Source organism: Neobacillus niacini (genome assembly GCF_031456445.1).
In the GTDB taxonomy this organism is placed as follows: Bacteria; Bacillota; Bacilli; order Bacillales; family Cytobacillaceae; genus Neobacillus; species Neobacillus niacini_I.
In genome coordinates, this window is sequence record NZ_JAVDUQ010000015.1 from 66,890 (window position 1) to 80,428 (window position 13,539).

The 13,539-nt window shown below is 38.7% G+C and carries 16 protein-coding genes; 14 read left to right on the forward strand and 2 right to left on the reverse strand.

Annotated elements, in window-relative coordinates; translation table 11 throughout:
- The first annotated feature begins 53 nt into the window (after positions 1–53).
- The 3 genes from J2Y67_RS14005 to deoC all read left to right on the forward strand — a co-directional run bounded on the left by J2Y67_RS14005 (position 54) and on the right by deoC (position 2,947).
- Complete coding sequence (locus J2Y67_RS14005) at positions 54–803, forward strand: 16S rRNA (uracil(1498)-N(3))-methyltransferase (protein ID WP_310175014.1); 750 nt, start codon at positions 54–56, stop codon at positions 801–803.
- A gap of 6 nt (positions 804–809) precedes the next feature.
- Entirely contained in the window at positions 810–2,180 is a 1,371-nt protein-coding gene (mtaB, locus tag J2Y67_RS14010; RefSeq protein ID WP_310175016.1) for a tRNA (N(6)-L-threonylcarbamoyladenosine(37)-C(2))-methylthiotransferase MtaB, read from the forward strand.
- 92 nt (positions 2,181–2,272) lie between these two features.
- Positions 2,273–2,947 carry a deoxyribose-phosphate aldolase gene (gene deoC / locus J2Y67_RS14015; protein WP_310175018.1) on the forward strand — a complete coding sequence of 225 codons (675 nt, stop codon included), beginning with the start codon at positions 2,273–2,275 and terminating at the stop codon, positions 2,945–2,947.
- Between the two features lie 235 nt (positions 2,948–3,182).
- Here deoC and J2Y67_RS14020 read toward each other — a convergent pair whose 3' ends face one another.
- Positions 3,183–4,109, reverse strand: a complete 927-nt coding sequence (locus J2Y67_RS14020; RefSeq protein WP_310175020.1) for a Na/Pi symporter — start codon at positions 4,107–4,109, stop codon at positions 3,183–3,185.
- Between the two features lie 228 nt (positions 4,110–4,337).
- On the opposite strand from J2Y67_RS14020, the gene rpsU reads away from it, so the two are divergent.
- From rpsU to J2Y67_RS14060, 8 genes are all read left to right on the forward strand, one after another.
- Positions 4,338–4,511 (forward strand): 30S ribosomal protein S21, encoded by a 174-nt coding sequence (gene rpsU / locus J2Y67_RS14025; RefSeq protein ID WP_026572407.1) that lies wholly within the window; start codon positions 4,338–4,340, stop codon positions 4,509–4,511.
- A gap of 15 nt (positions 4,512–4,526) precedes the next feature.
- Positions 4,527–4,973, forward strand: coding sequence for a GatB/YqeY domain-containing protein (locus J2Y67_RS14030; protein ID WP_310175025.1), 447 nt, complete (start codon positions 4,527–4,529; stop codon positions 4,971–4,973).
- A gap of 143 nt (positions 4,974–5,116) precedes the next feature.
- A complete protein-coding gene (locus tag J2Y67_RS14035; protein WP_310175027.1) occupies positions 5,117–5,380 on the forward strand; it encodes a hypothetical protein in 264 nt (87 codons plus the stop codon).
- A 33-nt stretch (positions 5,381–5,413) separates the two neighbouring features.
- Positions 5,414–5,743 (forward strand): hypothetical protein, encoded by a 330-nt coding sequence (locus J2Y67_RS14040; RefSeq protein WP_310175029.1) that lies wholly within the window; start codon positions 5,414–5,416, stop codon positions 5,741–5,743.
- Positions 5,740–6,198, forward strand: coding sequence for a hypothetical protein (locus J2Y67_RS14045; RefSeq protein ID WP_310175031.1), 459 nt, complete (start codon positions 5,740–5,742; stop codon positions 6,196–6,198). Before J2Y67_RS14040 ends, J2Y67_RS14045 begins: the two co-directional genes overlap by 4 nt.
- A 278-nt stretch (positions 6,199–6,476) precedes the next feature.
- Entirely contained in the window at positions 6,477–7,112 is a 636-nt protein-coding gene (locus J2Y67_RS14050) for an NfeD family protein (protein WP_310175033.1), read from the forward strand.
- An 18-nt stretch (positions 7,113–7,130) separates the two neighbouring features.
- A complete protein-coding gene (gene floA / locus J2Y67_RS14055; RefSeq protein ID WP_310175034.1) occupies positions 7,131–8,117 on the forward strand; it encodes a flotillin-like protein FloA in 987 nt (328 codons plus the stop codon).
- Positions 8,118–8,158: 41 nt separating this feature from the next.
- On the forward strand, positions 8,159–8,605 hold the full coding sequence (locus J2Y67_RS14060; RefSeq protein ID WP_310175036.1) for a hypothetical protein: 447 nt from the start codon (positions 8,159–8,161) through the stop codon (positions 8,603–8,605).
- Positions 8,606–9,177: 572 nt separating this feature from the next.
- Here J2Y67_RS14060 and J2Y67_RS14065 read toward each other — a convergent pair.
- Positions 9,178–10,815, reverse strand: a complete 1,638-nt coding sequence (locus J2Y67_RS14065; protein WP_310175038.1) for a recombinase family protein — start codon at positions 10,813–10,815, stop codon at positions 9,178–9,180.
- A gap of 107 nt (positions 10,816–10,922) precedes the next feature.
- Between J2Y67_RS14065 and yqfC the strand changes: the two genes are divergently transcribed.
- From yqfC to J2Y67_RS14080, 3 genes are read left to right on the forward strand one after another with little or no spacing between them, the layout of a single operon-like run.
- Entirely contained in the window at positions 10,923–11,225 is a 303-nt protein-coding gene (yqfC, locus tag J2Y67_RS14070) for a sporulation protein YqfC (RefSeq protein WP_310175040.1), read from the forward strand.
- Positions 11,222–12,415 carry a sporulation protein YqfD gene (yqfD, locus tag J2Y67_RS14075; RefSeq protein WP_310175041.1) on the forward strand — a complete coding sequence of 398 codons (1,194 nt, stop codon included), beginning with the start codon at positions 11,222–11,224 and terminating at the stop codon, positions 12,413–12,415. The genes yqfC and yqfD overlap by 4 nt, the downstream gene beginning before the upstream one ends.
- Entirely contained in the window at positions 12,412–13,380 is a 969-nt protein-coding gene (locus tag J2Y67_RS14080; protein ID WP_310175043.1) for a PhoH family protein, read from the forward strand. Before yqfD ends, J2Y67_RS14080 begins: the two co-directional genes overlap by 4 nt.
- The last annotated feature ends 159 nt before the right edge of the window (positions 13,381–13,539 follow it).

Sequence of the window (13,539 nt, forward strand, 5' to 3'; positions counted from 1 at the left end):
AAAATTTTTTTAGTAAAATAAAGAGTAAAATGTTTTTAAAGAGGGTGCATCGTATGCAACGCTACTTTGTTAAAGACCGAGCAAAAGAGAATCGTTTTTTGATTGATTCCGAAGATCGGCATCATATTTTAAAGGTCATGCGCATGCATATTGGTGACCAAATTATTTGTGTGGACCCACAGGGGAAAATGGCTGTATGTAAAATTGCAGAAATTACCGATGAACAAGTCGTTGCAGACGTTGTACAATGGGAAGAAGAAAATTCGGAGCTTCCGATTTCCATTACAATCGCCAGCGGTCTTCCAAAAGGAGACAAGTTGGAATGGATTATTCAAAAGGGGACTGAACTTGGTGCCCATAAATTTCTGCCCTTTTCAGCGGCTAGGTCCGTTGTGAAATGGGATGAAAAGAAAGCAGCAAAAAAAATAGAGAGATGGCAAAAAATTGCCAAAGAAGCTGCGGAACAGTCCCATCGTGCTATTTTACCAGAAGTAGCAAATTTGGTAAGCTTTAAAAATTTGCTTGGGGAAAGCAAAAACTTTGACTATAAATTAGTTGCATATGAGGAGGAAAGCCGAAGCGGGGAAACTTCGATTTTCTCTTCAACTCTTCAAAAAATGGAAAACGGTGAATCACTTTTATTGGTTTTTGGACCGGAAGGCGGATTAACAGAGGAAGAGGTCCGGCTTTTAAAGGAGAATGGTTTTTCCATTTGCGGATTGGGTCCGCGAATTTTAAGAACGGAAACTGCGCCTTTATATTCACTTGCGGCGATTTCCTATCATTTTGAATTAATGAGGTGAGTTCTAATGGCAACAGTCGCGTTTCATACACTTGGATGTAAGGTCAACCATTATGAAACTGAGGCCATTTGGCAGTTGTTTAAACAAGAAGGCTACGAACGGGTCGATTTTGAAGCGATTTCCGATGTATATGTAATTAATACTTGTACGGTAACAAACACAGGTGACAAAAAAAGCCGGCAAGTGATCAGACGAGCTGTAAGGAAAAATCCGGATGCTGTCATTTGTGTCACTGGGTGTTATGCACAAACATCCCCGGCAGAAATTATGGCTATTCCCGGGGTGGATATTGTCGTAGGAACACAGGACCGGATTAAAATGCTTGATTACATCGAGCAGTATAAAAAAGAGCGTCAGCCAATTAATGGTGTCGGGAATATTATGAAAAGCCGTGTATATGAAGAACTAGATGTACCTTCCTTCACAGATCGAACACGCGCTTCATTAAAAATTCAAGAAGGCTGCAATAATTTTTGTACCTTCTGTATTATTCCATGGGCACGCGGCTTAATGCGATCCCGTGATCCAAAAGAAGTCATCCATCAAGCACAGCAATTGGTGGATGCCGGTTATAAAGAGATTGTGCTGACTGGTATTCATACTGGCGGTTACGGAGAAGACATGAAGGAATATAACCTTGCAGGGCTCCTTCGTGATTTAGAAGCACAGGTGAAAGGTTTAAAACGTCTTCGTATTTCTTCGATTGAGGCAAGTCAAATTACGGATGAAGTCATTGAAGTAATCAAACATTCGAATATTATTGTTCGCCATTTGCACATTCCGATTCAATCTGGATCGAATTCAGTCTTAAAGCGGATGCGCCGGAAATATACGATGGAATTTTTCGCTGAAAGATTGGAGCGTTTAAAGGAAGTTCTTCCAGGTCTTGCGGTTACATCCGATGTAATCGTTGGTTTCCCGGGAGAAACCGAAGAAGAATTTATGGAAACCTATAATTTTATAAAGGAGCATAAATTCTCCGAGCTTCATGTCTTCCCTTATTCTAAACGGACCGGTACTCCTGCAGCCCGTATGGAAGACCAAATCGATGAAGAGGTTAAAAATGACCGTGTGCATCGTCTTATTAGTCTCTCCGATCAATTGGCGAAAGAATATGCTTCACAATTTGAAAACGATGTTCTAGAAGTGATTCCGGAAGAGGAATATAAGGAAGAGCTAAATTCAGGATTATATATTGGTTATACAGATAATTATTTAAAAGTGGTTCTCCCTGCAACGGAAGAAATGGTTGGAAAAATTGTAAAAGTTAAAATTACCAAAGCCGGATACCCTTATAATCAAGGTCAATTCGTCCGGGTTGTAGAGGATACACCGGTAAAAGAAGAAGTGTTTATGGAAGAAGAAGCTGTCATCTAAGGATCCTATTTTTGGGTCCTTTTTTTCTTTGAAAAGGGTATCCTATATTTTAGAGCAGGTTTATTTTATTGATTCGTGAAAGGAGCAAACAAATGACAACTGCCAATATCGCTGCAATGATTGATCATACATTGTTAAAACCGGATGCAACCAAGCAACAAATTGAAACCCTTTGCCAAGAGGCAAAAGAATATAAATTTTTTTCCGTTTGTGTAAATCCAACATGGGTAAAAACATGTAGAGATTTATTAAATGGAAGTGGTGTTAAGGTTTGTACAGTTATTGGTTTCCCATTAGGAGCGACAACATCCGAAACAAAGGCCTTTGAAACAAAAAATGCGATTGACCAGGGTGCTGATGAAGTGGATATGGTCATTAATATTGGGGCTTTAAAGGATTATAACGACCAATTAGTGGAAAGTGATATTCGTGCTGTTGTGGATGCTGCAAAAGGAAAGGCATTAACAAAAGTAATTATCGAAACGAGTTTGTTAACACAGGAAGAAAAGATTCGTGCCTGCCAGCTAGCTGTTCAAGCAGGTGCAGACTATGTAAAAACTTCTACAGGCTTTTCTTCTGGTGGGGCTACAGTAGAGGATATTGCGTTGATGAGACAGGCTGTTGGTCCGGAAATAGGTGTTAAAGCCTCCGGTGGGGTTAGAAGCACTGAGGATGCACTTAAAATGACTGAGGCGGGCGCAACAAGAATTGGAGCGAGCTCAGGTGTTGCCATTCTTAAAGGGCTAACAGTAACAAGCTCATATTAAAAAAGACGGCTTAAGCCGTCTTCAGGCTGTCGAAAATTTTTCGATAACCTTTTATTTTATTCGCTCTATTTAATAATTAACCGCGTTAATTTTTAAAAAATTATGAGAGTTTGTCTGTGCAACAGGCCCATTTGCAGAGACAATCAATAAAATTGGTATTTAGATTTGACAAAGTGAAAAATTGCTAAGAAAAATACACTTTCTCGACAAACTAAAGACGGCTAATGCCGTCTTTTTAAGCTTTTTTTCCATGTAAATATAAAATCATTTCACCAAATTTTGTGGCAAATGGGAGAATGATAATGGAAGTAACCACGTTAAATATTACGCTTATATGAGCTAGTTGAACATCTTTCTGGTGGGCTAACAGGTCTGCATGTTCGGATAGGTAGGGGATGAGCGGGATAAATAGTGCAACCCCAAAGACATTCAGCCAAACATGGGCATATGCCGCAAGCCTTGACTCTTTTCCCCCGCCAATTGAAGCAATAATTGCTGTTATACATGTCCCAATATTGGCTCCAAGCATGATGGCAATTCCGGCGTTCAGCTGAAGGAGTCCAGCCGTTAAAAACCCCATTGCAATCCCTGTCATAGCCGTGCTTGATTGAATAATTGCAGTAATGATTGTTCCTGTAAGCAGACTGAGAAAAATATGGTCATTAATCGAAAGAATAAATTTGTTTATATAACTAAGCGAAGTTAATGGGTGTGCCAATAATTCAAAACCTTTCATTGCCGTGAATACAGAGGCAATTCCCAATAAGAGCATCCCAATGCTTTTCGCCTTTCGATTTTTGAGAATGATTAGAAAGGCACCTAAGATAGCTAACGGTGCTAAAATAGCATCTATATCAAAAGTTATTAGCTCAGTCTTAAAGGTTGTTCCAATATTGGTTCCCAAAATGATCCCAATCGATTGCGGGAAGGTCATAATCCTAGCAGAAATCAATCCGATTGTGATGACCATTACGGCAGAGCTGCTTTGGAGAAGGGCTGTGATAAATGTCCCGGTTACCATCCCTTTTAATGGGGTACTCGTTAATTTAATCAGCCATGTCCTCAATTTTTCTGCGGATAAATTAAATAGTCCAAACCTAATAATGGTCATTCCAAATATAAATAATAATATACAAAGAACAAATAATAGGATGTACAGCATGTCTCTAGGCCCCCTCGCTTCATTGTATGGCCTCTATTGTTAGGACATGCCACTTTTAAGGAAAAATAACACATGCTTCGTAATTATTCTTGTTATTTATGAATAAAAAATAAAAAAGCTTGTATGAGCAATCGTAATTAATATTGACCTTGTTTCAAGGTTATATTATAATTGCAAGGTACATGGATTGAATGTAAGTGTGTTGTGTTTCGGAGGGAGGGAAAGAGAATGTCTAAAACCGTCGTTCGTAAAAACGAATCGCTTGAAGATGCTCTTCGTCGCTTCAAACGTACTGTATCAAAAACAGGTACTTTGCAAGAGGCAAGAAAGCGCGAATTCTACGAAAAGCCAAGTGTAAGGCGTAAGAAAAAGTCTGAAGCAGCAAGAAAACGTAAGTTCTAAGAGAGGGTGTAATTTATGAGTCTTCTCGAGCGTTTAAATAATGACATGAAACAAGCAATGAAAAACAAGGAAAAAGACAAACTCAGTGTGATTCGGATGGTTAAAGCTTCCTTGCAAAATGAAGCGATTAAGCTCGGTTCAAATGAGCTGTCCGAAGAACAAGAGTTAACAGTACTTTCTCGCGAAGTAAAACAACGCAAAGACTCCCTCCATGAATTTGATAAAGCAGGTCGCGAAGACCTTGTTGATAAATTGCGCACGGAGCTCTCTATCGTTGAGTTGTATATGCCAAAACAGCTGTCTGACGAAGAAGTATCGGAAATTGTAAAAGAAACAATCGCTGAAACCGGTGCAACATCAAAAGCGGATATGGGAAAAGTGATGGCTGCGATTATGCCGAAGGTAAAAGGTAAAGCAGATGGATCACTTGTAAATAAACTTGTACAACAACACCTTTCATAAGTATTCTGACATCAAAGCCGCAGGCATTAAGTGCCTGCGGTTTTTATTTTATAACTAAATAATTGGTTGAGTAACCCTAGAAACGCGTTTTGCTTGCTTAAGGGAAAAGAAACGAGGTTTCATTGCCCGATGGAGAGGATATTTTGACAAAAAGGGAAAAGAAACGGGTTTTCATTGCCCGTTGGAGAAGATTTTTCGCCCAAAAGGGAAAAGAAACAGGTTTTCATTGCCCGATGGAGAATATTTTTCGCCCAAAAGGGAAAAGAAACGGGTTTTCATTGCCCGATGAAGAATATTTTTCGCCCAAAAGGGAAAAGAAACGGGTTTTCATTGCCCGATGGAGAAGATATTTTGACAAAAAGGGAAAAGAAACGGGTTTTCATTGCCCGATGGAGAAGATATTTTGACAAAAAGGGAAAAGAAACGGTTTTCATTGCCCGATGGAGAGAATTTTTCGCCCAAAAGGGAAAAGAAACGAGGTTTCAATGCCCGTTGGAGAGGATATTTTGACAAAAAGGGAAAAGAAACGGGTTTTCATTGCCCGATGGAGAAGATTTTTCGCCCAAAAGGGAAAAGAAACGGGTTTTCATTGCCCGATGGAGGAGATTTTTCGCCCAAAAGGGAAAAGAAACGAGGTTTCATTGCCCGATGGAGAAAATATTTTGACAAAAAGGGAAAAGAAACGGGTTTTCATTGCCCGATGGAGAAGATATTTTGACAAAAAGGGAAAAGAAACGGGTTTTCATTGCCCGATGGAGAGGATATTTTGACAAAAAGGGAAAAGAAACGGGTTTTCATTGCCCGATGGAGAAGATTTTTCGCCCAAAAGGGAAAAGAAACAGGTTCTCATTGCCCGTTGGAGAGGATATTTTCACAAAAAGGGAAAAGAAACAGGTTTTCATTGCCCGATGGAGTGGATATTTTGACAAAAAGGGAAAAGAAACGAGGTTCCATTGCCCGATGGAGGAGATTTTTCGCCCAAAAGGGAAAAGAAACGGGTTTTCAATGCCCGATGGAGAAGATTTTTCGCCCAAAAGGGAAAAGAAACGGGTTTTCAATGCCCGATGGAGAAGATTTTTCGCCCAAAAGGGAAAAGAAACGGGTTTTCATTGCCCGTTGGAGAGGATATTTTGACAAAAAGGGAAAAGAAACGGGTTTTCATTGCCCATTTGAGAGAATTTTTCGCCCAAAAGGGAAAAGAAACGGGTTTTCATTGCCCATTTGAGAGAATTTTTCGCCCAAAAGGGAAAAGAAACGGGTTTTCAATGCCCGTTGGAGAAGATTTTTCGCCCAAAAGGGAAAAGAAACAGGTTTTCATTGCCCGATGGAGAGGATATTTTGACAAAAAGAGAAAAGAAACGGGTTTTCATTGCTCGCAGGAGCAGTTATTTACACCTCATGGGAAAAGAAACCCTGTTTCAATACGAGAAAAACATTAGAAGGTGAAACTTTCACTAATGTCGAACGTAAATATAGCAATAGATAGAGAAGGGGGGATATTAGTTGGTTGCTTTTCTTACGGATCCAATTGTCATTACCGTTCTATTAACCATCGCTGGTATTGGTATTGTCATGGAGCTTTTTTCTCCTAAATTTGGAATACCGGGTTTTATTGGTGTGTTTGCTCTTTGTTTATTTTTTTACGGGCATTATCTTGCTGGACTGGCCGGATTTGGAGCCTTTGCCCTTTTTATTGCAGGAATCATCCTCATTTTTTTAGAGCTTTTTCTACCGGGGGCCATCTCTGGAACCCTTGGTTTAGCAGCGCTTATCTTCAGTCTCTTCTTAGCTGGCGGAGACACTCTTCAAATGGGTATCTCAATATTAATCGCTTTATTTTTTTCAATTTTAATGTTTTTCGTCATGATTAAAATCTTTGGCAAAAAGCTTGTTCTTTTTAATAAAATGATTCTCTTTGATTCAGCAAGGAAAGAGGATGGGTATGTTTCGAATATCAATCGAACAGACCTTTTAGGCGTGGAAGGGACAGCTTTAACCATTTTACGCCCGGCCGGTACAGCCATTTTTAACAATGAACGGGTGGATGTGGTCAGTGAAGGCGGCTTTATTGATCAAAATGCTAAAATAAAGGTCATTAAGGTAGAAGGAGTACGTATTGTAGTTAGAGAAATAAAATAAGTAGGAGGTTGTTTCATTATGCCAAGCGGAACCATTTTTGTCATTGCGATTGTCATTGTCGCGCTAATTTTCTTAGGGATTTTATTATCCTTTGTTCCTGTAATGCTTTGGATTTCAGCGCTTGCTGCAGGTGTGCGCGTAAGCATCTTTACATTGGTAGGAATGCGGCTTAGAAGGGTAACACCAAGCAAGGTAATTAATCCGTTAATTAAGGCTCATAAAGCGGGGTTAAACGTCACCACGAATCAGCTTGAAAGTCATTACCTGGCCGGAGGAAACGTAGACAGGGTTGTAAACGCACTTATTGCCGCTCACAGGGCCAATATTGAATTATCTTTTGAGCGCTGTGCTGCCATCGATCTTGCAGGTCGTGACGTTTTAGAGGCTGTGCAAATGAGTGTAAACCCTAAAGTTATTGAGACCCCCTTTATCGCGGGTGTCGCAATGAATGGGATTGAGGTAAAGGCGAAAGCAAGAATTACCGTTCGGGCCAATATCGAGCGTCTTGTCGGGGGTGCTGGAGAGGCAACCGTCGTTGCGCGTGTAGGGGAAGGGGTCGTATCGACGATTGGTTCCTCTGAAAGCCATAGCAAAGTGTTAGAAAACCCTGATTCTATTTCACAAACCGTTTTATCTAAAGGACTTGATGCTGGAACAGCTTTTGAGATTCTTTCCATTGATATTGCGGATGTTGATATCGGTAAAAATATTGGTGCAGAACTACAGATGGAACAAGCGGAAGCAGATAAGAAAATTGCCCAGGCAAAAGCGGAAGAACGCCGTGCCATGGCTGTTGCACAAGAACAAGAAATGAAGGCAAAAGTGCAGGAAATGAGGGCTAAGGTTGTCGAAGCTGAGGCGGAAGTGCCACTTGCAATGGCCGAGGCGCTTAAGTCTGGAAACATAGGTGTTATGGACTATATGAATATTAAAAATATCTCTGCGGATACGGATATGAGAGGATCAATAGGCAAGATAACGGGCGATAAAAAAGACGATCGCTAACGGCCGCCATCCAAATAGAAATAATCTAAGGAGGACCGGTCATGGAAACAATCATTTTTTTGATTATTATAGGTGTTCTGTCAGCCGTTTTCGGAAAGGCAAAAGGAAATAGGACACCATCTAAAAATAAGCCTTTTTCGTTTAATCAATTTGAAGAATTTCGTGAACTTTTTTCCGAAAAAGCCCTTCCAAAACAAGAACGCCCTATCAAACCAGTGGAGAGACAGACACATGCTGTCCAGCAGCAAAATATTGAAATAAAATACCAACAAGTAAAGCATGAAGCAGAATCCATCACAACTCGAGTCAGCCGAGTGTTTGAGAACGCTAAAGCTGAAGACGTTAAGCCACAGGTGTTGGAAAGGGAAGATAAGAATGAAATACTTTCGGATAGTACTGATGCAAAATCTTTAATAAATGGAATCATCTGGTCGGAGATTCTCGGTGAACCACGAGCAAGAAGACCATATTTTTCAAGAAGAAGATAAAATAATAAACCGGTTTTGAGAAGGAAAAAGAAGTGCTAGAACCCTCTTACGTATTAGGGAAGAAGGAGAACAGCCTGCCGGATCAAAAAGGCAAAAACAATAAGACTTGCAAATATTGTAATAAATGGTCCAAGAATGACGTTAAAAATAAGACTCTTTGTTCTAGTGAATGTAAAAAAGTGCTAACAAGCAAAGCCATAGAAAATACAATACAGGCACCAGGAAACAACGAAAAAGTCAAACGTTGCGACCCTTGATAAATAAGGATTTTTCAAGCCTAATATAAGGAGCCAACTATAACGGTATTAAACCCTTGGATAACTAAAAAGTTAAGCAGCCTGGGTCTCTTTCCCGGCTGCTTTTTTATCCTTTGTAACCTTCAGGCAGCGGCGGCCTTTCCGGAACGCTCCAAAAAATTCAGCATGATCAAAGACTTCCTCCAGGATCAATCTAATACTTAGAGGATCAATTCTAGGGTATTTTAAGTCTGAATAATAGCTTTATTAAAGCCTTTAACAGCGGGCGGGCCTTGCCAATAAAAAAGGACCCCGATAGGAATCCTTGTACATTGATTATTTAGTTTTAATGTTGAGATGAATGAATGGACCTTTTTCACCTTCGACTTTTCCATCTTCATCAATCCAGGTGTGTTTATCGTCACGTCTGTAATGTATCTTATCTAAAACTAGTTTTAACAAACGATTAACTTCTTCAATGTCTTTTGTTTCTATTTTAAGTTTTGGGGCGTTCTTTAAGTCGTTACCCATAACGAAAAGTTTACCGTTATTCATATGCGTAAGTTTTCTTATATCAGATAACCATTTTAACTTTGTTTCATATCGTTTGGATAACGTATCCTTATTAGATAATTCGATCTGTTCTTCCAACCCCAGAATAGCAGTATTAACATCGTTTAAGTCCCTATCAAATTCCTCTTTATATTCGAGATATTCTTCTCGTGTAATAACACCTAGGTTCAAATTTTTTCTCGTATTTTTCAAAGCTTTGTTTAATATATTCTTTTGTGATACTAACTTAGTTAATTGGTTTCGTAAATCCTCAATATTATTGTTAGCGTTATTGGTATCACTTAACAATTTATCCCAATTCTTACGGAATTGCCTTTCAATATTGGATAACTTGTCCCAAAATGTTTCAAGTAACTTGTATTCAGCGACACCTTTATTACCGCATTGGCATCCTTTAAGGTAAACTGTATTTTTCTGTTTACTATCCTTTTTAAATTGCATCTTTAGTCCACAGTGACAATAAACTAAGTCCTTTAAGATTGTTATTACCTGACCTTTGGACCGTGTACGTTTAGCCAATCCCTCACTACCGCCACTAATACGACTATTAACAGCTTCCTGAACTTGTTGAAACTCATCGGGTGTTACTATACCTTCATGGGCATCATGTACAATTATTGTTTCGATAACTTTCTTCTGCTTATTTTTAGGCTGATATGAAATAGTTCCTTTATATACAGGATTTTTTAGAATGGTATCTATATGACTAATTCCAAACGGTTTGCCAGTATGGATTGTTCCCGCATTTTTCCCGCCTTTAACTTCATAAGAACGTGTACGAAAACCGACAAGTTTATTTACGATAGTATGGATTCCATAACCAGCTAAGGCATAATCAAAGATAATTCTAACGACTTTGGCTTCCTCATCAACTTTGACTAGTTTCTTAGTCCTAGGGTTTCGTGTATAACCATATGGTGTTACCCCTTGAATCCATTCACCTCTTAACACACCTTCTCTCTTTCCTCTTTTATAACGCTTTGTAATCAACATTAATTCCTGTGATGCTATTACACCTTGGAAATCAAACATTAACCTATCATCTGAATTTAAATCGTATGCACGTTCAGGAGTAAGTAAGGGTATTTCATATTCAGCTAAAGTGTCGGCAATCGCTTGTGATGCACCTAGTTTACGTGATAGCCGGTCAGTGGAAACAACAAATACTGCATCCCATAAACCTGCCATAACATCGGTTAGTAAATTGGTTAATTCAGTACGTTCAATAATACTCTTACCGCCAGAAATAATTTCCTCATATATTTTGTATTTGTAGCCACGTTCATTACAGTAGCGTTCAGCAATCGTTCTATGTGACAGTAAGGTGTTTTTGCCTTCCCCCGCATCCCTTGATATACGTAATAGTATACCGACGTTCTTTATCTCGGTTGTAGTCGTCATAATACCTTGACCTCTTTCATACAATTTATTGGAATCATTATATCAAGGAATTAGATAACGGTATATAAAGAATCTCATAATATGAGATGAAAGGGGGTTCTTTTTTTATGGCAAAAAAATGGGGGCAACTTGTCCGGTATTGGATGACAAAGAATATGGATCTTCCTCAAGATGTCATGATGGATTTACCCCGAATCACGATGATTGGCCAGATTCATATCTACATCGAGAACCATAAGGGTTTATTAACCTTTACAGATAAAGAACTCCGGTTGCTCTTAAAGCAAGGGCAGCTTTTGATAAAAGGTAAGTCCTTCGTGATTAAAACCATCTTACCTGAAGAGATTTTATTGGAAGGAAAAATTGATCAGGTCATATATATAACTGAAAATCCGGGAGGAACAAAATGAAAAACCAATGGATTGAATTTTTATTTGGCAGGGTAACGGTAAAGGTTTCGGGGAGAGGAATCGAACGATTTTTAAATGTGTTAACCAGAAATGGCTTACTCGTTTGGAATGTCAAACGGCATGGAACAGAAACGATCACATTTAAAATGCGACTTCAGGATGCACTAAAAATAAGACGTTTTGCCCGTAAAAGTGAATGCTCCATCAGCTTCTTACAGCGGAGCGGTGTCCCGTTTTTATTTAAAAGATTATTAAAAAACAGCGGCTTTTTGGCAGGGGCTGTTTTATTTTTCCTGATGATTTTAGTGTTATCAAATGTAATTTGGGGAATTGAAATCAAAGGGGCAAAGCCGGCAACAGAGTATAAAATTCGCAAAGAATTGGACAAGATGGGTGTAAAAATCGGCAAGCTTCAGTTCTTTGTCGATAATGTGGAAGGGATTCAAAGAAAGCTGACAAACAATATTGGCGATCTTACATGGGTCGGTGTGGAGTTAAACGGGACAACCTATCATTTTCAAGTAGTAGAAAAAAATGAGCCAAAAAAGCCTGAGAAATTATCCCCTAGAAATTTAGTAGCAAAAAAGAAAGCAATTATTTACAGTATGTATGTTGAAGATGGACAGCCAGTTGTCAATCTCAATGACCATGTTGAACCAGGACAATTACTGGTTTCAGGTGAAATTGGGATGGAAGGCAAAACAAAAGCGGTTGCTGCAAAAGGGGAAGTGTTGGGAGAGACCTGGTATATGGGGCATGTTGAACTTCCATTTAAAACGAACTTTAAAGTATTTAACGGGAAAGAAAAACAAAAACATTTTGTAAAGTTGGGGAAATTTGAACTTCCGGTATGGGGATTTGGAAAGCCGAAATTTAAGGAATATGAAACAGAGACAAATGAAAATAAAATTCATTTTTTAAAATGGAAATTACCTATTTCCTTTGTTAATAAAACCCTTAGGGAAAGGGAAGAAATTACACGAACGTATACAGAAAAAGAGGCAACACAAAATGCAATTGATTTGGCAAGAAATAAAATAAAAAGCCATATAGATGAAGATGCTATTATAAAGGACGAAAAAATTTTACACAAGTCAATTAAGAATGGTAAAGTTATACTAGATATCCATTTTAAGATAATCGAAAATATTGCTATCGGACAACCAATAACCAAGGAGATACATGAATGACAGTAGAGCTAAAAACAATCAATATGCAGCTTGAAAATCCAAATGAGGCGATTGCGCTTTTAGGTAACGCAGATGCAAACATTAAAATTATTGAACAAGAGTTAAATGTTTCAATTGTAACAAGAGGGGAATCTGTCAGCTTATCGGGGGACGAGGAGAAGGTTATAATTGCCGGACAGGTTCTTGATAAATTGGTTGTATTAATCCGTAAAGGAATAAACATTAACCAGAGGGATGTATTATATGCCCTTCGAATGGCTGAAAAAGGAACGCTTGAGTACTTTGTCAATATATATGATGAAGAAATTGCCAAGACCGTAAAAGGAAAATCCATTCGAATTAAAACAATTGGGCAGATGCAGTATGTAACAGCCATTAAGAAGAATGACCTGGTGTTTGGAATTGGTCCGGCTGGAACAGGTAAAACTTATTTAGCTGTTGTTATGGCTGTCAATGCGCTAAAAAATGGTCAAGTAAATAAAATTATTTTAACCAGGCCAGCCGTTGAAGCAGGAGAAAGTTTAGGTTTTTTGCCTGGTGACTTAAAAGAGAAGGTAGATCCGTATTTAAGGCCGCTGTATGATGCGCTCCATGATATCTTGGGAGCTGAGCATACGGGAAGACTGATTGAGCGCGGTACAATCGAAATCGCCCCGCTTGCTTATATGAGAGGGCGGACATTGGAGGATGCGTTCGTTATTTTAGATGAAGCGCAAAATACGACGCATGCTCAAATGAAAATGTTCTTAACCCGTCTTGGTTTTGGTTCGAAAATGGTTATTACCGGCGATCAAACACAGGTTGATTTACCCAAAGGGGTTAAATCAGGTTTAATTGTTGCAGAGGAAATTTTATTAAATGTTAAAGGCATTTCATTTATTTTCTTAGAACAAAGTGATGTTGTCCGCCATCCGCTGGTAGGCAGAATTATTGAAGCGTATGAAAAGAAAACAGTTAATCATTAAAAAATGGGGGATAAATCTAAAATGGGTTTATCCCTTTTTCTTATTTTGTTATAATGATTAATCCATCCTATTTTGCAGATGAAACTTATCTTAAAAACTGTTATCATTTTACATAATGCCTACTTCCTGAAAAACAGCTAGTTATTGATCAATTTTTAT